Origin of the sequence: Sphingopyxis sp. GW247-27LB, from assembly GCF_002277025.1 — a bacterium.
Taxonomy (GTDB): Bacteria; Pseudomonadota; Alphaproteobacteria; order Sphingomonadales; family Sphingomonadaceae; genus Sphingopyxis.
This window is the reverse complement of the sequence record NZ_NIWD01000015.1, coordinates 31,368-54,536: the sequence shown is the minus strand read 5'-3', so window position 1 is coordinate 54,536 and position 23,169 is coordinate 31,368. Positions and strand designations below refer to the sequence as shown.

The 23,169-nt window shown below is 66.0% G+C and carries 15 protein-coding genes; 5 read left to right on the top strand and 10 right to left on the bottom strand.

Going from position 1 to position 23,169, the window contains the following annotated elements; all coding sequences use genetic code 11:
- Positions 1-45: 45 nt before the first annotated feature.
- From CD928_RS19465 to CD928_RS19455, 3 genes are read left to right on the top strand one after another with little or no spacing between them, the layout of a single operon-like run.
- A complete protein-coding gene (locus CD928_RS19465) occupies positions 46-1,233 on the top strand; it encodes an efflux RND transporter periplasmic adaptor subunit (protein WP_095388760.1) in 1,188 nt (395 codons plus the stop codon).
- On the top strand, positions 1,230-4,430 hold the full coding sequence (locus CD928_RS19460; protein ID WP_095388759.1) for an efflux RND transporter permease subunit: 3,201 nt from the start codon (positions 1,230-1,232) through the stop codon (positions 4,428-4,430). Before CD928_RS19465 ends, CD928_RS19460 begins: the two co-directional genes overlap by 4 nt.
- Complete coding sequence (locus tag CD928_RS19455; RefSeq protein WP_095389065.1) at positions 4,430-5,839, top strand: efflux transporter outer membrane subunit; 1,410 nt, start codon at positions 4,430-4,432, stop codon at positions 5,837-5,839. The genes CD928_RS19460 and CD928_RS19455 overlap by 1 nt, the downstream gene beginning before the upstream one ends.
- A gap of 152 nt (positions 5,840-5,991) precedes the next feature.
- On the opposite strand, the gene CD928_RS19450 is transcribed toward CD928_RS19455, so the two are convergent.
- From CD928_RS19450 to bglX, 3 genes are all read right to left on the bottom strand, one after another.
- Positions 5,992-7,047, bottom strand: a complete 1,056-nt coding sequence (locus CD928_RS19450; RefSeq protein ID WP_255247260.1) for a diguanylate cyclase — start codon at positions 7,045-7,047, stop codon at positions 5,992-5,994.
- A gap of 123 nt (positions 7,048-7,170) precedes the next feature.
- A complete protein-coding gene (locus CD928_RS19445) occupies positions 7,171-8,745 on the bottom strand; it encodes a sulfatase (RefSeq protein ID WP_095388757.1) in 1,575 nt (524 codons plus the stop codon).
- Between the two features lie 10 nt (positions 8,746-8,755).
- Positions 8,756-11,074 (bottom strand): beta-glucosidase BglX, encoded by a 2,319-nt coding sequence (bglX, locus tag CD928_RS19440; RefSeq protein WP_095389064.1) that lies wholly within the window; start codon positions 11,072-11,074, stop codon positions 8,756-8,758.
- A gap of 249 nt (positions 11,075-11,323) precedes the next feature.
- Between bglX and CD928_RS19435 the strand changes: the two genes are divergently transcribed.
- Together CD928_RS19435 and CD928_RS19430 are read left to right on the top strand one after the other, a co-directional pair.
- Positions 11,324-14,371, top strand: a complete 3,048-nt coding sequence (locus tag CD928_RS19435) for a TonB-dependent receptor (protein ID WP_095388756.1) — start codon at positions 11,324-11,326, stop codon at positions 14,369-14,371.
- 71 nt (positions 14,372-14,442) lie between these two features.
- Positions 14,443-15,957 (top strand): glucoamylase family protein, encoded by a 1,515-nt coding sequence (locus CD928_RS19430; RefSeq protein ID WP_095388755.1) that lies wholly within the window; start codon positions 14,443-14,445, stop codon positions 15,955-15,957.
- A 3-nt stretch (positions 15,958-15,960) separates the two neighbouring features.
- Here CD928_RS19430 and CD928_RS19425 read toward each other — a convergent pair whose 3' ends face one another.
- The 7 genes from CD928_RS19425 to CD928_RS19395 all read right to left on the bottom strand — a co-directional run bounded on the left by CD928_RS19425 (position 15,961) and on the right by CD928_RS19395 (position 23,159).
- Entirely contained in the window at positions 15,961-16,833 is an 873-nt protein-coding gene (locus CD928_RS19425) for an endonuclease/exonuclease/phosphatase family protein (protein ID WP_095388754.1), read from the bottom strand.
- Positions 16,830-18,176 carry a GH1 family beta-glucosidase gene (locus tag CD928_RS19420; RefSeq protein ID WP_095388753.1) on the bottom strand — a complete coding sequence of 449 codons (1,347 nt, stop codon included), beginning with the start codon at positions 18,174-18,176 and terminating at the stop codon, positions 16,830-16,832. Before CD928_RS19420 ends, CD928_RS19425 begins: the two co-directional genes overlap by 4 nt.
- Complete coding sequence (locus CD928_RS19415) at positions 18,173-18,934, bottom strand: alpha/beta hydrolase-fold protein (protein WP_095388752.1); 762 nt, start codon at positions 18,932-18,934, stop codon at positions 18,173-18,175. Before CD928_RS19415 ends, CD928_RS19420 begins: the two co-directional genes overlap by 4 nt.
- Positions 18,935-18,969: 35 nt before the next feature.
- On the bottom strand, positions 18,970-19,785 hold the full coding sequence (locus CD928_RS19410) for a carbohydrate ABC transporter permease (protein WP_095388751.1): 816 nt from the start codon (positions 19,783-19,785) through the stop codon (positions 18,970-18,972).
- The gene (locus CD928_RS19405; RefSeq protein ID WP_095388750.1) at positions 19,782-20,678 is read right to left on the bottom strand and encodes a carbohydrate ABC transporter permease; all 897 of its coding nucleotides are present in this window, start codon (positions 20,676-20,678) and stop codon (positions 19,782-19,784) included. Before CD928_RS19405 ends, CD928_RS19410 begins: the two co-directional genes overlap by 4 nt.
- A complete protein-coding gene (locus CD928_RS19400; protein WP_095388749.1) occupies positions 20,675-21,943 on the bottom strand; it encodes an extracellular solute-binding protein in 1,269 nt (422 codons plus the stop codon). Before CD928_RS19400 ends, CD928_RS19405 begins: the two co-directional genes overlap by 4 nt.
- Positions 21,944-22,139: 196 nt before the next feature.
- A complete protein-coding gene (locus CD928_RS19395) occupies positions 22,140-23,159 on the bottom strand; it encodes a LacI family DNA-binding transcriptional regulator (protein ID WP_095388748.1) in 1,020 nt (339 codons plus the stop codon).
- Positions 23,160-23,169 lie beyond the last annotated feature (10 nt).

The window sequence follows — 23,169 nt, the reverse complement described above, 5'->3', positions numbered from 1 at the left end:
CCTGCCGCGCGATGCCGAACCGTCCAGACAGAAAAGACAATCACTATGCCCAAGCGCTCTCTCCTCGCGCCCTTGCTCCTTTTTTCGATGCTGCTCGCCGCCTGCTCGGGCGGGGATTCGGGCGCCGGCGGGCCGCCGGCCTTGCCGGTCACGGCCGCGAATCCGCTGGTGAAGCCGGTCACCGAATGGGATGATTATGTCGGCCGGTTCGAAGCGGTCCAGAGTGTCGATGTGCGTCCGCGCGCGTCGGGCTATCTGACGCGCTCACATTTCACCGACGGCCAATATGTGAAGGCGGGGCAGCTCTTGTTCACCATCGATGCGCGTCCGTCGCAGGCGGCGCTCGACCAGGCGCGGGCGCAACTCGCCCGCGCGCAGGCGACGCTCGCCAATGCGCGCACCGAACTCGCGCGCTCGGAAACGCTCGCCGCGTCGCAGGCGGCAAGCCGGGAAGAGGTCGAACAGCGCCGCGCCGCGGTCCGCACCGGCGAGGCCGATGTCGCCGCCAATCGCGCCGCGATCCGCGCCGCCGAACTCAACGTCGGCTTCACCCGCGTCACCGCGCCGATCTCGGGCCGCGTGTCGCAGCGCCTCGTCGACCCGGGCAACGCCGTCACCGCCGACCAGACGGTGCTGACGACGGTTGTGTCGACCAACCCCTTGCACTTCAGCTTCCAGGGCTCGGAGGCGAGCCTGCTGAACTATGAGCGGCAGGGCGATACGCTCGAAGGCTCGCCGGTGCGCATCCGCCTGCAGGGCGAAGAGGATTATACGCGCACGGGCAAGATCGACTTCGTCGACAATGCGCTCAGCACCGGGTCGGGCACGATCACCGTGCGCGCGGTCGTCCCCAATGCCGACGGCAAGCTGCGTCCCGGCCTGTTCGGCCAGCTTCAGCTCGCGGCCTCGGCGCCGCGTGACGCGATCCTCGTCCCCGACACCGCGATCGTCACCGATGCCGCGCGCCGCATCGTCTATGTGATCGGTCCCAAGGACGTCGTGCAGGCGCGCCCGGTCACGCTCGGCCCCGTCGTCGACGGGCTGCGCGTCGTGCGCACCGGCCTGACCGCCAAGGACCGCGTGATCGTCAACGGCATCCAGCGCGCGATGCCGGGCAAGCCCGCGAAGGTCGAGGCCGGCCGCATCCTGCCGAACGGCAAGGTCGTGACCGGCAAGGGCAAGGCCGCCGCGCCCGCGGCGAAGGCCGCTCCCGCGAAGGGCGCCGCCCAGTGAAATTCAGCCGCTTCTTCGTCGACCGTCCGATCTTCGCGGCGGTCATCGCGATCTTCATCACGCTGATCGGGGCTTTTGCATACCCGCAGCTCCCGCTCGCCCAATATCCGGAGATCGCCCCGCCGACGATCAGCATCACGGCCGCCTATCCCGGCGCATCGCCCGATACGATCGCCGAGACGGTGGCGTCGACGCTGGAGCAGGAGATCAACGGCGTCGAGAATATGCTCTATATCCAGTCGTCGTCGACGCAGGGCGCAGCGCAGATCACCGTGACCTTCCAGCCGGGCACCGACCTCGATGCCGCGCAGGTGCTCGTGCAGAACCGCGTCGCGCTCGCCGAGCCGCGCCTGCCCGAACAGGTGCGCCAGATCGGCGTGCAGGTGAACAAGCAGGAAACCGGCTTCCTGATGATCGTCGCGCTGACCTCGACCGATCCCGCGATCGATACCGACTATGTCGGCAACTATGCCAATTCGACGCTGCGCGACCGGCTGCTGCGCCTCGAAGGCGTCGGCGGGGTGCAGATTTTCGGCGGCGGCTATTATTCGATGCGCGTGTGGATCGACCCCGACAAGGCGGCGGCGCGCAACCTGACCGCGACCGAGATCGTCTCGGCATTGCAGAGCCAGAACGTCCAGGTCGCCGGCGGCTCGGTCGGTGCGCCGCCCTATGGCAAGGGCAATCCGGCGTTCGAACTGCCGGTCGAGGTGCCCGGGCGCCTCATCACGCCCGAGCAATTTTCGAACGTCGTGATCAAGACCGATACGCAGAATGGCGCGATCACGCGGCTGAAGGATGTCGCGCGGGTCGAGCTCGGCAGCCAGGACTATGGCGTGCGCGGCGTGTTCAACGGGCAGGAGGGGGTCGGCATGGCCGTCATCCAGCAACCCGGCGCCAACGCGCTCGACGCCGCGGGTCTCGTGCTCAAGGAGGTCGAAGCGGCCTCGAAGGATTTCCCGCCGGGCCTCGAATATCAGATTCCGTTCAATCCGACCGAATATGTCCAGGCGTCGGTCACGGCGGTGCAGGAAACATTGGTCGAGGCGCTGGTGCTCGTCGTGCTCGTCGTGCTCGTCTTCCTCCAAACGTGGCGCGCCGCGATCATCCCGATCGTCGCGATCCCGGTGGCGCTCGTCGGCACCTTCGCGGTGCAGCTCGCGCTCGGCTTCTCGATCAACTCGCTGTCGCTCTTCGCGCTCGTCCTCGCGGTCGGGATCGTGGTCGACGACGCGATCGTCGTGGTCGAGGCGGTCGAAAAGCATGTGCGCGCCGGGCTCAGCCCGCGCGAGGCGGCGCACCGTACGATGGACGAGGTGTCGGGAGCGCTGATCGCGATCGGCCTCGTGCTCGTCGCGGTGTTCGTGCCGACCGCCTTCGTGCCGGGCATTCCGGGCATCTTCTATCAGCAGTTCGCGGTGACGATCGCCGCGGCCACGGTCTTTTCGCTGCTGACCTCGCTGACACTGTCGCCCGCGATGGCGGCGCTGCTGTTGAAGCCGCATCAGGAAGGGCATCACGAAGAACCGAAGAACCGGGTGATGCGCTTTGGCCGCCGTGTCGCGGACAAGTTCAATGAGGGCTTCGACAAGCTGTCGGAACGCTATGGCCAGACGACGGCCAAGCTGGTGCGCAAGACCGGGCTGATGCTCGCAATCTATGCGGTGCTTCTGGCGCTCACCGGCTGGCGCCTGACCGACACGCCGACGGGCTTCATCCCCGACCAGGACCAGGGCGTGCTGATCGGCGTCGTCCAGCTGCCGCCGGGCGCGTCGCTCGACCGCACGAGCGAGGTGCTGACGCGCGCGCAGCAGACGGTGTCGGGCATCGACGGGGTCGACAGCATCGCGACCTTCGCGGGTCTCGACGGGTCGAGCTTCTCGACCGCGTCGAACGCCGGGACGATGTTCATCCGCCTCAAGGATTGGGACGAACGCGGCAAGGAATTGAGCGCGACCGCGCTGTCGGGCCAGCTTTCGGGCGCGCTCGCGGCGGCGCTCCCCGAAGCCAATGCCTTCGTCATCGCGCCGCCCGCGGTGCAGGGGCTCGGCAACGGCAACGGCTTCACGATGATGATTCAGGCGCGCGGCGGTGAAAGCTATCACGAGCTCGAACAGGCGACCGGCGCGATGATGGGCGCGGCGGCGCAGAATGATCAGGTGCAGCAGGTCTTCTCGCTGTTCAATACCGGCAGCCCGCGCATCTTCGCCGACGTCGATCGCGACAAGGCGCAGATCCTCGGGGTCGATCCGAGCCAGGTCTATGCCGCGCTCGGCACCTATCTCGCCTCGACCTATGTCAACGACTTCAACTTCCTCGGCCGCACCTTCCGCGTGACCGCGCAGGCCGAACCGACGTCGCGCGCCACCATCGAGGATGTCGGGCGGCTCCAGGTGCGCTCGTCGTCGGGCGAGATGGTGCCGCTGTCGTCGGTCGCGACTTTCCGCAACGACAGCGGGCCAACGCGCGTCGTGCGCTACAATCTGTTCCCCGCAGTCGAACTGCAGGGGCAGGCGGCACCCGGCGTCTCCTCGGGCGCGGCGCTCACCGTGATGGAAGGGCTGGCGGCGAAGACGCTGCCCGAGGGCTTCGCCTATGAATGGACGGGGCTCGCCTATCAGGAGCAGGCAGCGGGGAGCAGCGCGGTGCTGATCTTCCTGCTCGCGGTGGTGTTCGTGTTCCTCGTCCTCGCGGCGCAATATGAATCGCTGCCGCTGCCGCTCGCGGTGATCCTGATCGTGCCGATGTGCATTCTCGCGGCGATGATCGGGGTCAATCTGCGCGGGATGGACAACAACATCCTCACGCAAGTCGGGCTCGTCGTGCTGATCGCGCTCGCTGCGAAGAACGCGATCCTGATCGTCGAATTCGCCAAGCAGGGCGAAGAGGAAGAGGGGATGAGCACGATGGAGGCCGCGGTCCACGCGGCGCAATCGCGCCTGCGCCCGATCCTGATGACCAGCTTCGCCTTCATCTTCGGCGTGCTGCCGCTCGCGATCGCGACGGGGCCGGGTCAGGAGATGCGCCAGGCGCTGGGCACCGCGGTGACCTTCGGCATGCTCGGGGTGACCGTCTTCGGGTTGATCTTCACCCCCGTCTTCTATGTCGTCTGCCGCGGAATCGGGGATCGGGCGAAGGCGTGGGCGAAGCGCCGGGGCCACAAAGAGGGCGGCGAAACGCCGCTGGAGGCGCAATGATGACGCGTTCGATTTTCCTCGCCGCCACCGGCGCGCTCGCGCTCTCGGGCTGCGCCGTCGGCCCCGCCTATCACTCGCCGGCACCCGCCGCGCCGTCGCAGGCGCCCTTTGTAGAGGGCGGCAAGTCGCCGGCCTTCACCGGCGACCAGCCGCCAGGCGAATGGTGGAGCCTGTTCGCCGACCCGACGCTCGATGCGCTGGTCGAGCAGGCGCTCGCCGCGAACACCGACCTGCGTGTCGCCGCCGCCAATCTGGCGCAGGCGCGCGCGGTGCTGAAGGAATCGCAGGCCGGGCGCCTGCCGACGACCAGCATCGGCGCCAGCGGCACCTATGCGCGCCAGCCGGGGAGCGTGACCGGCGTCGGACCGGTCGAAGGCGAAAGCTATGATGTCGGGCTCGACGTCGGCTATCAGGTCGATCTGTTCGGGCGCGTCGAAAGCGCGATCCGGGCGAGCCGCGCCGATGCCGAGGCGGTGCAGGCGGCGTTCGACCTGACGCGCATCACTGTCGCCGCCGAAACGACGCGCGCCTATTCCGACGTCTGTTCGTATAATCGCCAGCTCGCGGTCGCGCAGGAAACGTTGCGCATTCAGGAGCAGACCTTCGACCTGACGCGCCGCCTGTTCGAGGGCGGCCGCGCGACGCGGCTCGAAACCGGGCAGGCGGGGGCGCTGCTCGAGCAGACGCGCGCGACGCTGCCGACGATCGAGGCGCAGCGATCGGCGGCGCTCTACCGGCTCGCGGTGCTGACGGGCAAGCCGCCCGCCGAGGCGCCGCAGGTCGTGCTGCAATGCCAGGCGCCGCCCGCGCTCGACCGGCCGATCCCGGTCGGCGACGGCGCATCGCTCCTCGTGCGACGCCCCGACATCCGCCGCGCCGAGCGCGAACTCGCGGCGTCGGCGGCGCGGGTCAATGTCGCGACCGCGGATCTTTATCCCAGCATCAGCCTCGGCGGCTCGATCGGGGCGAGCGCGGCGTCGATCTCGGGGCTCGGCAAGTCCGACGGCTTCCGTTTCTCGCTCGGCCCGCTCATTTCGTGGAATTTCCCGAACGTGGCGGTGTCGCGCGCGCGGCTGAAGCAGGCCGAAGCCGGCGCCGACGCGGCGCTCGCGACGTTCGACGGGGCCTGGCTGTCGGCGCTGCAGGAAACCGAGAGCGCGCTCGCCGCCTATGCGGGCGAGCTCGACCGGCTCGCGGCACTGCGCCGCGCGGCGGACGAGGCGGGCGAAGCGGCGCGCATCGCGCGGCTGCGCTATCAGGCGGGGCGCGAGAATTTTCAGGTCGTGCTCGACGCCGAACGCTCGCTCGCCCAGATCCAGGCGAGCATCGCCCAGTCGGAGCAGCAGCGGTCGACCTATCTGGTCGCGCTCTTCCTTGCGCTCGGCGGCGGCTGGCAGCAGCCGGCGTAGGATCGGATAGCCGTCATTGCGAGCGAAGCGAAGCAATCCAGGGTGGTATACGCCTACTCTGGATTGCTTCGCTTTGCTCGCAATGACGATTGAGGGTGGAGCATCCCCCAATAGCTCCACCCCCGCCTCACCGCATCCGGGCGAGGCCTACCTCACGCGACCTCGATCCGGTTCCGTCCGGCCTCCTTGGCGCGATACAGCGCCTCGTCGGCGGCTTTCAGCGCCGCGCGCGGGTCGGCATAGCCGAACACGTCGGCGACCCCGCCCGAAAAGGTGATGACGCCAAAGGGTGTGTCGGTCTTGCGGTTGATCAGCCGCCGGCTCGCGAGCCGCTCGCGGGCGTCGTCGAGCCGCTGTGCGGCTTCGGCGGGGGTCAGCCCGCGGAACAGCATCACGAATTCCTCGCCGCCGTGGCGCGCGACATGGCAATGGTCGTCGGAGATTTGCGCCAGCGTGTCGGCGATCACCTTCAGCACGCGGTCGCCCGCGTCATGGCCGTGGGTGTCGTTGATCGCCTTGAAATTGTCGATGTCGCAGAAGGCGACGCTCAGCGCGATCGGCGTTTCGCGCGCTTCGCGGTGATGCCGGGCGAGCAGGGCTTCGAACGCGCGGCGGTTGGGAAGGCCGGTCAGATAATCGACCTCGGCATCGCGCTTGGCGCGCTTGAGGCTGCGGCGTAGCGATTTCGCCTCATCCTCGCTGCGGCGCATTTCATCCTCGGCCTTGCGCGTGCGTTCGAGCATCGCTTTGGCGAGATCGGCGAGGCTCGAAACGATCTGCCCGGTCTTCTGAAGCTGCTCGAGGTCGGTCAGATGCTCTTCGAGTTCGCTGCCATAATCGCGCGTCATCTGATGCGCGGCCTTGGACCGCGTCTGGAAAGCGTCGAGATTGGTTTCGAGCCGGGTCATCAACCGGTCGAGGTCGGCGCGGCCATCCTGATCCGCCTCGCCGCCGGTGACTTCGTCGATCCAAAGCTGGGTAACCCCCTCGCGCGACTGCGCGCGCGCCGCGATCTGGCGCGCGAGCTGCGGGTTGCTTCCCGAAAACGCGCCGTGCGCGATGACCAGATTGGCGGGCGATATGTCGAGATCATTGTCGATCAGGAACCGGCCGATCGCGGCGACGAGGTCGCCGCGCGCCTGCCGCGAGCCCCCGGGGTCGGGAGCATTCTCCCCCGATGGGCGCGCGCCGCTTCGGGAATGGCGCAATCCCAACCAGCCAAGGAACCGCCCGACCGGCTCCCTCGATGAAGTGGTTTCTGTGGTCATGCGAAGATTAACGGGCGGGTGTCGAACGGTTTAAGCGTGCCCAGCTCCATTTTGGAGCTATCCTTAATTCAACGGCGCATCGACCGCCGGCCCGTCGTTGTCGCCATATTGCCGGCGCAGCGCAACGAGGCGTTCCTTCATCGCCGCGATCCGGCGCTGCATCGCCGGGTCGTCGATCCGGTTGTTCATTTCGTGCGGATCGGTCCCAAGGTCGTAAAATTCCCAGGCGTTGATGTCCTCGCTGTAGAAACGGATGAGCTTGTAGCGGTCGTCGCGCATCCCGTAATGCGCGCGTACCGAGTGAAAGCCCGGATATTCGTAGTAATGATAATAGATATCCTTGCGCCAGGCGGCCGGCGTGCGGCCACCGAACAGCGGAACGAGCGACTTGCCCTGGATTGTCGCCGGACCCTTCACCCCGGCGAGCGCCAGAAAGGTCGGCGCATAGTCGATATTCTGGATCGGCGCCGCGATCCGCGTGCCGGGGCGGATGTGTCCCGGATATTGGATCAGGAAGGGCGTGCGCAGCGATTCTTCATAGATGAAGCGCTTGTCGAACCAGCCATGTTCGCCGAGATAGAAGCCCTGGTCGGAGGTGTAGACGACGACCGTGTTCCTCGAAAGGCCGCTCGCCTCCAGATAGTCGAGCAGCTTGCCGACGCCCTCGTCGACCGCGGCGATCGTCGCGAGATATTGCCGCATATAGCGCTGGTATTTCCACAGCGCGAGGTCGCGGCCGTTCAGCTTCCCGGCGTTCATCCGGTCGTTGTCGGGCCGCATCGCCGCGTCCCACTGCGCCTGCTGGTCGTGGGTCATGCGGTCGAAGGCGCCCGGCCAACGGTTGTAGCGCAGCCGCGCCGAGCCCTCGGCGACCGTCATCTTGAGGTCGTGCCCCTCATACATGTCGCGGTAGATGTTCATTTCCTGTGCAGCTGCCGCCTTGCGGCCCGCATAATCGTCGAAATAGTTGGCCGGAACCGGAAAGGTCACCCCCTGATATTTGGTCAGGTGGCGCAGCGCGGGCATGAAGTTGCGGTGCGGCGCCTTGTGGTGAATCAGGATCGCGAAGGGCTTCGACTTGTCGCGCCCGTTCTTCAGCCAGTCGAGGCTGTAGTCGGTGATCAGGTCGGTCGCATAGCCCTGGACGATGCTGCGCCCCTTCGGCGTGATGATGTCGGGGTTGTAATATTCGCCCTGGTCGTCGAGCACCTTCCAGTCATCGAAGCCGATCCCGGCGGGCGAGGCATTGATATGCCATTTGCCGAACATCGCGGTGGCATAGCCCGCCTGCGACAGCGCGCGCGGCCACACCCAGACATTGTTGTCGAAGCGGGTGCCGTTCCGCGTGAAGCCGTGCGCGTTGCTCTGCCGCCCGGTCAGCAGCGTCGCGCGGCTCGGCCCGCAGAGCGAATTGCCGACGAAGCTGTTCGTGAAGATCGCGCCATTCTTCGCGATCCGGTCGATGTTCGGCGTCGGCGCGAGCTTCGACAGTGCCGATCCATAGGCCGAGATCGCCTGATAGGCATGATCGTCCGACATGATGTAGACGATGTTGGGGCGCTCGGCGGGCTTCGCCTGCGCGGCGCCCGCGAGCAGCAACGGCAGGGCGAGCGCGGCGACCGACAGATGGCGAAGCATCGCCCGTCTCCTATTGGGTCAGCGCGAAATCGGCCTCCGAGCCTTCGGCCGATGAAGGCCCGATCCACAGCTTGAAGTCGCCGGGTTCCGCGCCCCAGCTCATGTCGGCACGGGTGAACGCGAGGTCGGCATCGGTCAGGGTGAAGCTGACGGTCTTGCTCTCGCCCTTCTTGAGCGGGATCTTGCGGAAGCCCTTGAGTTCCCTGACCGGCCGCGTCACCGACCCGACGAGGTCGCGGACATAGAGCTGGACCACTTCTTCGCCGTCGCGCGCGCCGCTGTTGGTCACGGTGACGCTCGCGGTCAGCGGTTCGCCCGGCTTGATGCTCGCCTTGCTCAGCGTCACCGGCGAATAGGTAAAGCTGGTGTAGCTGAGCCCATAGCCGAAGGGATAGAGCGGCGTGTTCGGCGTGTTCAGATAGCGCGAGACATATTTGGCGTCGGGCTTGGCCGGGTCGATCGGGCGGCCGGTGTTCTTCATATCGTAATAGAGCGGTACCTGCCCGACATTGCGCGGGAAGGTGGCGGGCAATTTGCCCGACGGATTATAATCGCCATAGAGGACATCGGCGATCGCGTGGCCGCCCATCGTGCCGGGATACCAGGCCTCGAGAATCGCATCCACATTGGCATCCGCCCATTCGATACTGTTCGGGCGCCCGCTCATCAGCACTAGGATGATTGGTTTTCCGGTCTTCCTGAGCTCCTGAAGCAGCGCCTGCTGGTTGCCGGGCAGGTCGAGCGAAGTGCGGCTCGCCGCCTCGCCGGTCATGTCCCAGCGCTCGCCCATCGCCGCGACGATGACGTCCGATTTTTGCGCCAGCGCGATGGCCTCGGCAAAGCCATCGGTCTTGCCCGCGTCCTCGAACGCATAGCTCGCGCCCCTGGCATAGGCGACGCTCTGCCCCTTGGGCGCGCGCGCCTGCATCCCTTCGAGCAGGGTGACGGGGCGCGTCTTGCGGTCGCCCGCCGCCGACCAGCTCCCGATCATGTCGGCCTTGCTGTCGCCGAGCGGGCCGATCACCGCGATCGACTTCGCCGAGGCGGCGAGGGGGAGGGCATTGTTCGCATTCTTCAGCAAGACCATCGACTTGCGCGCGACATCGCGCGCCGCCTCCAGGAAATCGGGACGATAGACGGTGGCCTTCTCGCGCGCCTCGTCCGAATAGCGATAGGGATCCTCGAACAGGCCGAGGCGGTATTTCATTTCGAGGATCGCCTTCACCGCGGCGTCGATGCGCGCGACGTCGACCTTGCCCTCGGCGACCGACTTGGCGAGATGCTCCATGAACACCGCACCCTGCAGGTCCATGTCGACCCCGGCGTTGATCGCCTGCTCGCCCGCCTGCTGCAGGTCCTTCGAATAGCCGTGCGCGACCATTTCGTTGATCGACGTGTAATCGGTTACCACGAAGCCCTTGAAGCCCCATTTGTCGCGCAGCACGTCGGTCAGCAGATGATGATTGCCCGATGCCGGGATGCCGTCGACATCGTTGAACGAGGTCATGAAGGTCGCGGCGCCCGCGTCGGCGGCGGCCTCGAACGACGGCAGATAGACGTCGCGCAGCGTGCGCTCCGAAATGTCGACGGTGCCATAGTCGCGCCCCGCCTGCGCCGCGCCATAGGCGGCGAAATGCTTCGCGGTCGCGAGCACCGTGTCGACCGCCTTCAGATCATTGCCCTGAAAGCCGCGCACCCGCGCCTCGGCGATCCGGCTGCCGAGATAGACATCCTCACCCGCGCCTTCGGAGATGCGGCCCCAGCGCGGGTCGCGCGCGACGTCGACCATCGGCGCGAAGGTCCAGTGAATGCCTTCGGCGGAGGCTTCGGTCGCCGAAATTCGTGCCGCTTTTTCAATAGCTTTCAGGTCCCAGCTCGCCGCTTCGCCCAGCGAGATGGGAAAGATGGTGCGGTGGCCGTGGATCACGTCATAGCCAAAGAGCAGGGGGATCTTGAGCCGCGTTTCCTCGACCGCGACGCGCTGCAGATCGCGTGTATATTTGGCGGTGAAGGCATTGAAGATCGATCCGATGCGACCTTTGCGGATATCTTCCTGATAGCCCTGGCGCATCGTCGGGCCGGTCGAATCCCAGTCGCTGGTGAGCAGCGACAATTGCCCGATCTTCTCCTCCAGCGTCATCTTCGCCATCAGCTCCGCGATGAACTTGTCCATCGCGGGATCGGGTTTCATCCAGCCCGTCGAATCGACGTCGGCGGCGGCGCGCGCGGTCGCGGCAGGCTTGGCGAGCAGCGGGGCGGTCGTCAACGACCCCGCGAGCATCAGAGTCGCGAGCGTCAGGTGCGTCAGATTGCGCGGCTTCGGCGGCATGATTCGTCCTTCCCCAAAATATTCCATTGGCATTTCAGCACAGAAATCGGCTGAAACCTGCTCCTTTCGGGCGAACATCGCTGTCGCCCGTTCGCGTCGCTTCCCCCTATACAGTGATCGTGAAACCGGTTACAAACCAAAAAAGCAAGAAACGGGATCCCCCGCGATTCGTCGCCGCGCCGGCTGCCAGACCGGACGGCAAAAGAGGCGAAGGCTGGGGGTCGGGGCCATGAAAAAAGGGAGGATGCCGTGACGTCACAGCGTAAGAATCAGTTCCATAACCCGCGCCGTTCGCGTGCCCGGACGCTCGCCGCCGCCTTGGCATGGAGCAGCGCCGCCGGCGCGCTCGCCATCGGCGTTGCCGCGCCCGCGCATGCGCAGGTATCGAACGCGTCACTGCGCGGGACGGTGAAGGCCGAAGGCGGCGTGTCGCAGGTCACGGCGATCAATGTGAATACCGGATTCCAGAGGACCGTCACGGTTGCCGCCAATGGCAGCTATAATTTCGCGTCGCTGCCGGTCGGCACCTATCGGCTCGAACTGACGACCCCGAACGGAGTTCGCCGCACCGACGAATTCCGGCTCAACGTCGCGCAGGATGCGGTGCTCGACTTCGACTTTTCCGAACCCGATATCGCGAGCGGCGAGGGCGATGATGCCATCATCGTCACCGGTTCGCGCCTGCGCACGATGGAAGGCGGCGAGGTTGGCCTCAATATTTCGCAGCGCCAGATCGAGACGCTGCCGCAGAACAATCGCAACTTCCTCGCCTTTGCCGATCTGGCGCCGGGTGTGCAGTTCGTCACCGGCAGCAATGGCAATTCGCGTCTGCAGGGCGGCGCGCAGGACAGCCGTAGCGTCAACATCTTCATCGATGGTATCGGACAGAAGGATTATGTCCTCAAGAACGGCATTACCGGTCAGGATTCGACCCAGGGCAACCCGTTCCCGCAGCTCGCGATCGGTGAGTATCGTGTCATCTCCTCGAACTACAAGGCCGAGTTCGACCAGGTGAGTTCGGTGGCGATCACCGCCGTGACGCGGTCGGGCACCAACGAATTCCACGGCGAGGCTTTCATCGACTATACCGACCAGAGCATGCGCGCCGCGACGCCGCTCGAGAAGTTCGGCGCCAATCCGGGCAAGGTCAAGACGAAGGATTTTCAGTTCGGCGGCGCGCTGGGCGGGCCGATCATCAAGGACATGATGCATTTCTTCGTGACCTACGAAGGCAAGCGTCAGGAAATCCCGCGCGAAATCACCCCGGGGCTCAGCCTGCCGATCTCCTTCTTTCCCTCCGAATATCAGGGGAATTTCGGCCCGACCAACTCGACGTTCAACGAGGATCTCTTCTTCGGCAAGATCGACTTCTCACCCAGCAACAGCGACCTGTTCGAGGTGTCGGGAAAGTATCGCAAGGAAAGCGGCGAGTTCCTGAGCAACGGGATCAACGCGCGCAGCACGATCAGCTCGCAGGATGTCCAGGAATTGCGTTTGACCGGGCGGTGGGAACATACCGCCGACACCTGGATCAACGATTTCAAGCTCACCTATGAAGACGTCAAATGGGCGCCGACGCCGCTCGAATTCAGCGACGGGTCGCTCTTCGCCTACGCCGGGCCGTCGCCCGACAATCCGCAGCCGGGAGTAATCGTCCGCGGCGACATCCTGCGCATCGGCGGCGGCTCGAACTATCAGGACAAGGGGCAGAAGGGCTGGGGGATCCAGAACGACTTCACCTATACCGGGCTCGAGGGGCATACCATCAAGGCGGGCATCAAGAGCAAATGGGTCGAGCTCAATTCGCTGCAGCTCAACAGCCTCAATCCCGTCTATACCTATAATGTCGCCTTCAACCCGAACGGCGGCACCTTCAACGACACCCTTCCCTATCGGCTCCAATTCGGCGCCCAGACGGGCAACGGCGATCCGATCGTCCAGTCGAAGAACTGGCAGTTCGGCATCTATCTGCAGGACGACTGGGAGGTCACCGACCGGCTGACGCTCAACCTCGGCGTGCGCTGGGATTATGAGCGGACTCCGGCCTTCCTGAACTTCGTCCACCCCGACGATGCCGTGAACGCGGTGTCGCCGGCCAATTATCCCAATCTGATCAACGCCGACTACGACATCAACGACTATATCTCGACCGGCAGCGAGCGGAAGGCGTTCAAGGGGGCGTGGCAGCCGCGGATCGGCTTCAGCTACGAACTTGACGATGACGCGCGCTTCGTGGTCTTCGGCGGCTATGGCCGTTCCTACGACCGCAATCAGTTCGATTTCCTGCAACAGGAAATCAGCGTCGGGTCGTTCACGACGCGCACCTTCAACTTCAACACGGGCGATCCGAACAACACCTGCGCGCCGGGGCCGACCTGCGTGACGTGGGATCCGATCTATCTGACACCCGAAGGCCGCGCGCAGCTTCTCGCTCAGGCCGGGCCGGGCGGCGGGCGCGAATTGCGCTTCATCGACAACAAGCTGAAGGTTCCCTATTCGGACCAGTTCAGCCTGGGCGTGCGCGGGCGACTGACCCCGCTGTTCGAAGTCGAGGTCGGCTACAGCCATATCGAGAGCAAGGACGGCTTCGCCTATCTGCTCGGCAACCGCCGCCCCGACGGGACCTTCTTCCCGCCCGCGCCGGCCGCACCGAATTCGCCCTTCGGCTTCGCGCCGCCGGGATTCGGTTCGATCATCATCGGCACCAACGGCCTCGAAACGAGCGCCGATTCGGGCTATCTCAAGCTCAACAAGAATTACACGGTCGCCTCGCCGTGGAGCCTCGGCGTGACCTACACCTACACTGAGGCCGAGGAGAACCGGCAGTTCGGGGAGGTCTTCAGCCTCGATTATCCGTCGCTCGAAGATTATCCGGTCGTGCGATCGAGCGGGGTTCGCAAGCATCGTATCGTTGCGTCGGGCTCGGTCGACCTGCCGATCGGGGTGACGCTGTCGGGCAAGTTCCAGATGATGTCGCCGCCCTATCTGAAGACGTTCGTCAACACCGGCGGCGCCAATCCGTCGCGCGACGTGATTTCGAACCAGGCCGAGAGCAACGGTGATCGCTGGGGTTTCCGCCAGATGGATATCGCGATCACCAAATATATCCCGTTCAAGTTCCTGAGCGACGAAGCGCGGTTGCGGCTCCGCGTCGACATCATCAACCTGTTCAACGACCGCAACTATGTCGACTATAACAATAACCCGGCGTCGCCCGAATATCTGAGCATTTCGGGCATCGGGGTTGGCGGCAACCCGCCGCGCACGATAAAGGTCTCGGCCGGCTTCCAGTTCTGACCGGCCAGAACAGCGGGCGCCCGGTCACAACCCCTCCCGTGACCGGGCGCCCCTTTATTTTGGAGTAGAAAATGTCCTTCCGGCTCGGGTCGCTCGCCTTGCCTCTTCTGGCGCTCGCCGCCGCCTGCACGCCCATCGCCGCCCCGTCAGCGCCTGCCGCTCCCGCCGCGCCATCGCAAAGCCTCGCATCGCTGGGCCAGGCGCAGTTTTCGGAAGAACTGACCGAGCGCACTTTCCGCTATTTCTGGGACACCACCGATAGGGCGCGCTGCCTCGCGCCCGATCGCTGGCCGAGCAACCCCTTCTCGTCGATCGCCGCCACCGGCTTCGCGCTCACCGCCTATGGGATCGGGGCCGAGCGCGGCTATGTGACGCGCGACGATGCGGCGGCGCGGACGCGCGATTGCCTGCGCTTCTACTGGACCGCGCCGCAGGGGCCGGAGGTTGCGGGGGTCGCTGGCTACAAGGGCTTTTTCTATCATTTCCTGAACAACGCGGACGGAACGCGCCGCGGCAAGACCGAGCTGTCGACGGTCGACACATCGCTGCTGCTCGGCGGGGTGCTGTTCGCGCAAAGCTATTTCGACCGCGACACGCCGGTCGAGGTCGAGATCCGCGACCTTGCCGAGAAGATCTACGGCCGCGTCGACTGGACCTTCGTGCAGCGCGAGAACAGCCGCATCCCCTCGGCCAACGGGGGCGGGCCGAAGGCGATCGCGATGGGCTGGTATCCCGAGCGCGGCGAAGGCGGCGATTTCGGGACGCACGACTGGGTCGGCTATAACGAGGGGATGCTCGTCTACATCCTCGCCTTCGGCTCGCCGACGCATCCCGTCGGCCAGGATGCGTGGGACAAGGGCTGGGCCGCGCATCTCGAAAAGGATTGGGGACGCTTCTACGGTTATGAGCATCTCCAGTTCGAGCCGCTCTTCGGGCATCAATACAGCCATGTCTGGGTCGATTTCCGCGGCATCCGCGACGATTTCATGCGCGGCAAGGGCATCGACTATTTCGAGAACAGCCGCCGCGCGACCTTGGCGCAGCGCGCCTATGGCGCGGACAATCCGAACAAATGGGTCGGTTACAGCGCCGATATCTGGGGTTGGACCGCATCGGACGGCCCCGGCTATTCGAAGGACGAATATCGCGTGAACGGCACTCCGCGCAGCTTCAACGGCTATATGGCGCGCGGGGTAAGCAGCATCCGCATCGTCGATGACGGCACGGTGGTTCCGACCGCGGCCGGCGGCTCGGTCGCTTTTGCGCCCGAGGTCGCGATTCCGGCGCTGATGGCGATGCGCGAAACATACGGGTCGCGGCTCTACACGCGCTACGGCTTCAAGGACGCGTTCAACCCCAGCTTCACCTTTGCCGATGCGGGGTCGAAATCGGGCGCGGTCGATCCGGCGCAAGGCTGGGTCGCGAACGACTATCTCGGCATCGACCAGGGCCCGATCCTCGCGATGATGGAGAACCATCGGAGCGGGCTGGTGTGGAAGGTCATGCGCAAGAACCCGCACATCGTCCGCGGCCTGAAGCGCATCGGCTTCACCGGCGGCTGGCTCGATCAGCCAGCCGCCGAATAGGGATCAGCAGCCCTTGCCGACGCAAAGGTCGGTCAGCACCGGATAATGATCGGAGGGGAGCTTGCCGCCCGTCTGCTGCGTCAGCGTCGCATGGCGCAGCACCATCACGCCGTCGCCGACGAAGATATGGTCGATCGGGCTCGGCTCGACCTGCTCGATCTTGAAGGCGGTGAAGGTGCCCAAGGGGCCGAAATGCGGGGTGCGGCTGATGTCCTGCGTGTCGTGCAGGGCGATCAGTCCCGGTGTGTCGGCGAGGATCGCCTGATAGGGCGGGCTGCCGGTCGGGACGTTGAAGTCGCCCATCAGCACCACCGCATCGCCCGGCTGGCGGTGCTCGTCGATCCAGCGCCGGATCAGCTTAGCGCTTTCGAGCCGCGCGACGGTGCCGATATGATCGAAATGGGTGTTGACGACGAGCATCGTCTGGCGGGCCGTGCTGTCCTTCAGCCGCGCCCAGCTTGCGATGCGGGGATAGGCGGCGTCCCAACCCTTGCCGGGCCGATCGGGGGTCGGCGACAGCCAGAAAGTGCCCGAGGCGAGCAGGTCGAAACGGTCGGTGCGATAGCCGAGCATCGAATATTCGCCCGCTTCCTTGCCGTCGTCGCGCGCGACGCCGACGAATTTATAAGGCGGCAAGTCGGCCTCGATCTGATCCTTCTGATGCTGGAGCACCTCCTGCATCCCGACGAGATCGGGGGCATAATAGGCGACGAGGCTGGTCAGCGCCTTGCGTCGGTGCGGCCAGGCATTGTCGCCGTCGGAGGCGAGATCGAGACGGATATTGTAGGTCATCGCGCTGAAGCGATCGGCCTTCTCTTTCGCCGCTACCGGAAGCGCGAGGAGCGCCGCGAGCAGAATGACGAGCCAGCGGGTCATGCGACATTCCCTCCGTTGGTTGCGATGATGTTGCTGTAGAAACGCGCGCTGCGCTTGGGCGTTCGCACCTGCGTTTCATAGTCGACGTGGACGATGCCGAAGCGTTTCGAAAAGCCCAGCGACCATTCGAGATTGTCGAGCAGCGACCAGACCATATAGCCGCGGACGTCGACCCCCTGCCGGATCGCGTCGCCGATCGCGGCGATGTGCGTGCGCAGATAATCGCAGCGCAGCGGGTCGTCGATGCCGTCGGGCCCGGCCTGCGGCGGGTCATAGAAGGCGGCGCCGTTCTCCGTGATGTAAACGGGGATGTTGCCGAAAGTGTCGCGGAACCAGACGAGCATGTCGGTGAGCGCGGGGGGATAGACTTCCCAGTCGGTGGTGGTGTGGGTCGCCGTCTGCCGGACGGGGGAAGCGCCGAGGGGCCATTGGTTCGGGTCGGCGCGGACGACGTTGCGTGTATAATAGTTTATTCCAACGAAATCCAGGGGTTGGCAGATATCCTTGAGATCGCTTTCCGGCCAGTCGGGCCAAGCTTCGCCGAAGATTTCGGCCAGTTCTGCGGGGTAATGGCCCTTGAGCGCGGGTTCGAGATACTGACGGTTCATATAGGCGTGGGCGCGCGCGGTCGCGGCGACATCTTCGGGGCTGTCGCTCGCCGGATATTTGGGCTCGATGTTGACGACGAGGCCGATCTCGTGCGCCCCCTCCGACCGGTAGGCGCGGACCGCGGCGCCGTGCGCGCGCATCAGATTGTGGCTTGCGATCGGGGTTTCGAAGAGGTTGCGGTGACCGGGCGCGAGTGCGCCGTGGAGATAGCCGCCGTCGGTGATCACCCAAGGTTCGTTGAGCGTGACCCATTTCCGCACCCGCCCGTCGAGGCGCCGGTAGAGGACCGAAGCATATTCGGCGAACCAGTCGGCACTGTCGCGGTTGAGCCAGCCACCCTTGTCGTCGAGCGCGACCGGGAGATCCCAATGGTGCAGGGTGAGCAGCGGCTCGATATCATGCTTCAAAAGTTCGTCGACGAGCCGCTCGTAGAAGCCGAGCCCTGCCTCGTTGACGCGGCCGGTCCCCTCGGGCAGCACGCGGCCCCAGTTGACGCTGAAGCGATAGGCCTTGAGCCCCAGCGCCTTCATCAGCGCGACGTCGCTTTCCATGCGGTTGTAATGGTCGCAGGCGATATCGCCGGTGTCGCCCTTGTTCGCCATCAACCGCGGATCGTGGCTGAAGCGCTGCCAGATGCTCGCGCCCGCGCCGTCGGCGAGCGGCGAGCCCTCTATCTGATAGGCGGCGGTCGCGGCGCCCCACAGGAAATCGTCGGGAAAGCTCGTCTGGGTCATTTTTTGTCCTTGGTTTTCGTTTTCGCCGCGTCGGGCGGCGTGGGGAGGCGGTGCGAGAGCAGCCAGAGGTAGAGCGCGGGATCGTCATAGGCCGGGTCCCAGCTGTTGTGGCCGAGGTCGGGATAGATGGTCAGGCGCGACATGTGTCCGCCGCAGGCGCGGATCGCGCGCGCCATCGCGAAGCTGCCCTCGGGCACGACGACATCGTCGCGGTCGCCGTGAAAGGCCCAGACGGGCGTGTCCTTGAGCGCGCAGGCGACCGCGGGATCGCCGCGTCCTGCGACCGGTGCGACGGCGGCGAAGCGGTGCGGCTCGGCCGCTGCCCAGCGCCAGCTCGCATGACCGCCGCGGCTGAGCCCGGTCAGATAGATGCGTGTGCGGTCGATGCGCAGCGTCTTCGTCAGATGGTCGAGCAGCCGGTCGAGCTTCGCGACGTCCCAATCCTGATCGGCGCCGAGCAGCGGCGAGACGGTGACGAAGGGGAAATCGGGGGTGCGGTCGGCGATCTTCGGCGGGCCGTGCACCTTCACCTTGGCGACATCGTCGCCGCGCTCGCCCGATCCGTGGAGGAAGATAAGCAGCGGCCAGCTCGCCTTCGGATCGGCGGTGTAGCCGCGTGGCAGAAAGAGCTGATAGGGATAATTGCCCGCCTCGATCGCGGGCTGCGGGCTCTGACCGTCGGCCATCGTTTGCGCCATCGCCAGGGGGGTGGAAAGGGAAAGGGCGAGCGCGGCGAGCGCCGCGATCCGGAATCGCATCGGTCTTGTCCTTGATGGGAGGAGGGGGTGGCGGATCATCCCTTGACGCTCCCCGCGAGCAGCCCGCTCAGATAGAAGCGCTGCAGCGAGAGGAAGAGGATGAGCACGGGCAGGGTGGTGACGACGGCGCCCGCCATCATCAACTCATTGTCCTGCACATGCTGGCGGCTCATCGCGGCGAGCGCGACGGGCAGCGTGTAGAGGTCCTGGTCGGCGAGGATGATCAGCGGCCACATGAAATCGTTCCAGCTCGACAGGAAAACGAACAGCGCGAGGGTGACGACGATCGGGGTCAGGATCGGCAGCACGATGCGCCGGAGGATCTGCCCCTCGCTCGCGCCATCGATCCGCGCCGCCTCAAGCATTTCGTCGGGGATCGACAGGCAATATTGGCGGACGAGGAAGATGCCGAAGATGCCCGCGAGCCACGGCACCAGCGCGCCGGCATAGCTGTTGACCAGCCCCATCGCCTTGAGTTCGAGGAACAGCGGCAGCATCCCGATCTGCCCCGGTACGACGAGCGCGGCGACGAGCAGGCGGAAGGTCGCGTCGCGCCCCCGGAAGCGCAGCTTGGCGAAGGCATAGCCCGCGGGGACCGTGAAGAGCAGCGCGAGGCCGGTGGCGAGGGTCGAGACGAGCAGGCTGTTGGCGAGGAAGCGCCCGATGCCGAAGCTGCCGAACAGGGTGCGATAGTTGTCGAGACCGGGGTTCGCCGGGAATAGCGGCGGCGGAAAGCCCGACGCTTCGCCCGGCGCCATGAAGCTGACCGAGAGCATCCACAGCAGCGGGGCGATGGTGACGAGAGCGACGAGTGCCGCGAGCAGGGTAATGATCCAGCGGCGCAGCATCATATCGCGCCTCCGCGTTTCGCAAGGCGCAACTGCACCAGCGTCACCGCCAATATGCAGAGGAAGAGGAGAAAGGCGACCGCTGCGCCCGACCCCAGATTCCACCATTTGAACCCCTCCTCATACATGAAATAGAGGATGGTGACGGTCGACTGGGCGGGGCCGCCCTGCGTCATCACATAGGGTTCGGCGAAGAGCTGGAACATCGCCGCGACGGTGAGCACCGAGACGAGCAGCACGGTCGGCGCGATCGCGGGCAGGGTAACGTGGCGCAGCCGCGCGAGCCAGCCCGCACCGTCGATCCGTGCCGCCTCGTCGAGCTCGCGCGGCACCGTCTGCAAGGCGGCGAGGAAGATGATCATGTTATAACCGAAGGTCTTCCACCCGACGAACAGCAGGATCGCGGGAAGCGAGGCGGTCGGGCTGCCCAGCCAGTCGATCGGCGCGATGCCGAAGAGCGAGAGGAGATAGTTGACGAGCCCGTAGCGCGTGTGAAGCAGATAGCGCCACACCACCGCGGTCGCGACCAGCGTCGTCACATAGGGCGCGAACAGCGCGACGCGCCACACCGGCCGCCAGCGGAGCCAGCGCGAGTTGACGAGCATCGCGGCGAACAGCGACAGCAGGACGACGAAGGGCGTGCCGATGGCGACGAACAGCAAGGTGTTCGTCATCGCCTTCCAGAACAGCGGATTTTCGACGAGGCGCTGATAATTCTGCAGCCCCACGAAGCGCAGATTGCCGATATCGGCGAGCGCGTAGATGTCGAAATCGGTGAAGCTGAGGAACAGCGAGGCGGCTGCGGGCAGGACGAAGAAGACGAGGATCGCCGCGAGCGCGGGACCGGTCATCGCCCAGCCGGCGCGCGCTTCCTCCGTGCGCCGCAACCCCGTCATAGCGCGCGTCCCTTGTCGAGCATCCAGCGGCGCTTCTCGAGCAGCCGGTCGGCGCGCACGTCGATTTCGCGCGCCGCTTCGTCGACGCCGTACTGGCCGCGCACCATGCGTTCGGCGACGATCTGCATCTCGGTGACGATGCGTTCCCATTCGGGCACCTTGGGGAGCGCGGTCGCATGGTCGAGCTGGGTGGCGAAGGGCGCGACGACCGGATCGGTGGCGAGGCCGGCGCGCGCCCACACCGAGCGGCGCGCGGGAAGGTCGCCGGTCAGCGCGTTAAAGTGGAGTTGCGCGTCCGGCGTCAGCAGCCGTGCGATCAGGTCCCATGCCGCGCGATTGCCGCGATGATCGGCGAAGACGACGAGGCTCGATCCGCCGGGCGCCGCCGAGCCGATGCCCGCGGGGCCGGGGTTGGGCGCGGTGCCCCATTTGTCCTGCATCGCGGGCGCGAGGCGCGTCCCGAGATCGCCGATCGTCCAGGGGCCCGAGAGGAAGAGGCTGAAATAGCCGCGCGCGAACTCGTTCCAGACGTTCGAGATCTGCGCCGACGACACGATGGGCGCCAGCCCCTCGTCGAACAGCGATTTGTAGAAGGCGAGCGCAGCCTTGAACTCGGGGTCCGAAAAGGCTCCGCGTCCGCCATCGTCGCGCAGCAACCGGGCACCCGCCGACAGCGCGAGGGTGGTCAGTTGCTCATATTCGTTGACCGGCAGCAGCGCGGCATAATTGCCGTTACCCGCGGTCGCCTTGACCTTGCGCAGCGCGCGTTTCCATTCGGCCCAGTCGCTGGGCGGCGCGGCATAGCCCGCGCGTGCGAACAGGTCGCGGCGATAATATTGAAGCCGCGTGTCGACATACCAGGGAATGCCCCAGACCTGGCCCGCGATGCGGTTGGTATCGACCACGGCGGCGAACTGGTCGTCGAGCAGGCCGTGAACCGCCGCGGGCACCGGGGCGATGGCGCCGATCGCGGCCATCTCGGCGATCCAGCTGTTGCCGACCTGGCCGATGACGGGGAGCGATCCGCCTGCGAAGCCGGTGAGCAATTTTTCATGCGCCGCGGTCCACGGCAGCGGCTGGATGGTGACGCGCGGCGCTCCCGCGGGGCGCTTCATGTCTTTCAGCACGTCGGGCAGGCTGGCGGCTTCATTGCCCATCGCCCAGACCGTCAGCCCGGCATCGCCGCGCGGGGCGCAGGCGCCGAGCGCGGGAAGCAGGGGCAGCGCCGCGAGCGCACCCGTCACGCGGCGGCGCGTCAGGTCCATGTTACGTGCACGTGGTGCGGGAAGCCATTATCAAGCCGCATCCCCGAGCGAAGCCGAGGGGCCCGTTCGAGCGGAGCGAGAACCTTTGGCGTCGCAGCCTCGACTTCGCTCGGCAAAGCCCCTCGTCTTCGCTCGGGGATGCGGTTTCTTTTTGTGGCTTGTCGCTTCAGCCGGAGTTCCAGAAACCGCCAGCCCATCATGCCCGCGCCTCCTCCGCGGCGACCGGCGTCGCGGTTGTCCCGCGCGCGATCAGGGTCGGGGTCAGGATCATCGCGCTCGCGGCGCCCAACGTTTCCCCGCGCAGCAGGCGGAGCAGCATCATCATGGCCGTGGAGCCGAGCCGGTCGATCTTCACCTGCATCGTCGTCAGTCCCGGCGTGACGTGGCGGGCGAGCGGGATGTCGTCGAACCCCGCGACCATCAGGTCGCGCGGCACCGACAGTCCCGCCTCGCCGAGTCCCATGATGCAACCGACCGCCATCAGGTCGTTCGCCGCGAACACCGCGTCGACGGGTAGCTGTCCCTCGACCAGCAGCCGCGCCGCCTGGGCGCCCGCCTCCTCCGAGAAATCGCCGGGCAGGATTACCGGGCTGCGCTGCCCCGCGATCTTCGCCATTGCGTCGGCGAAGCCGCGCTGGCGGTCGCGCGCGTCGCGGTTGTGCTTCGGTCCCGCGATATGGACGATGTGCTGCGCCCCGCTCGCCAGCAGCGCCTCGGTCATCGCCCAGGCGCCGCGGTAATTGTCGACCGCGACATAGGGAAGGTCGAGCATCGCCGCGTCATAGTTGAGCAGCACCGTCGGAAGGACGGGGTCGAGATTTTCGGCCAGCGTCTCGGGCTTCAATTCGGGGGGCATGACGAGCAGTCCGTCGACGCGGCCGCGCATCGACGCGACCGCCGCCGCGGTTTCGTGCGCGCTGCCGTGCATGTTGCCAAGCAGCAGGTGCATCCCGGCCTCGTGCGCGACGAGGTCGATGCCGCGAATGATCTCCGAAAAGAATTCGCCGAACAGGTCGGGCAGGATGACCCCGACGGTGTCGGTCTTGCGCCGGGTCAGGCTGCGCGCGCCGCTGTGCGGCACGAAATTGAGCTTCTTGACCGCCGCCATCACCGCGGCGCGCGTCGGCGCGGTGACGTTGCCGAGCCCGTTGATCGCGCGCGATGCCGTCGCGACCGAAACGCCCGCCTCGCGGGCCACGTCCCTCAGCGTTGCCATCGGTCTTCTC

Coding starts and splice junctions, on each gene's coding strand:
- CD928_RS19395 (WP_095388748.1), bottom strand. CDS start 23,159: ATGGCAACGCTGAGGGACGTGGCCCGCGAGGCGGGCGTTTCGGTCGCG.
- CD928_RS19420 (WP_095388753.1), bottom strand. CDS start 18,176: ATGACCCAGACGAGCTTTCCCGACGATTTCCTGTGGGGCGCCGCGACC.
- CD928_RS19430 (WP_095388755.1), top strand. CDS start 14,443: ATGTCCTTCCGGCTCGGGTCGCTCGCCTTGCCTCTTCTGGCGCTCGCC.
- bglX (WP_095389064.1), bottom strand. CDS start 11,074: ATGCCGCCGAAGCCGCGCAATCTGACGCACCTGACGCTCGCGACTCTG.
- CD928_RS19410 (WP_095388751.1), bottom strand. CDS start 19,785: ATGATGCTGCGCCGCTGGATCATTACCCTGCTCGCGGCACTCGTCGCT.
- CD928_RS19415 (WP_095388752.1), bottom strand. CDS start 18,934: ATGCGATTCCGGATCGCGGCGCTCGCCGCGCTCGCCCTTTCCCTTTCC.
- CD928_RS19445 (WP_095388757.1), bottom strand. CDS start 8,745: ATGCTTCGCCATCTGTCGGTCGCCGCGCTCGCCCTGCCGTTGCTGCTC.
- CD928_RS19425 (WP_095388754.1), bottom strand. CDS start 16,833: ATGACCCGCTGGCTCGTCATTCTGCTCGCGGCGCTCCTCGCGCTTCCG.
- CD928_RS19405 (WP_095388750.1), bottom strand. CDS start 20,678: ATGACGGGGTTGCGGCGCACGGAGGAAGCGCGCGCCGGCTGGGCGATG.
- CD928_RS19400 (WP_095388749.1), bottom strand. CDS start 21,943: ATGGACCTGACGCGCCGCCGCGTGACGGGTGCGCTCGCGGCGCTGCCC.
- CD928_RS19465 (WP_095388760.1), top strand. CDS start 46: ATGCCCAAGCGCTCTCTCCTCGCGCCCTTGCTCCTTTTTTCGATGCTG.
- CD928_RS19455 (WP_095389065.1), top strand. CDS start 4,430: ATGACGCGTTCGATTTTCCTCGCCGCCACCGGCGCGCTCGCGCTCTCG.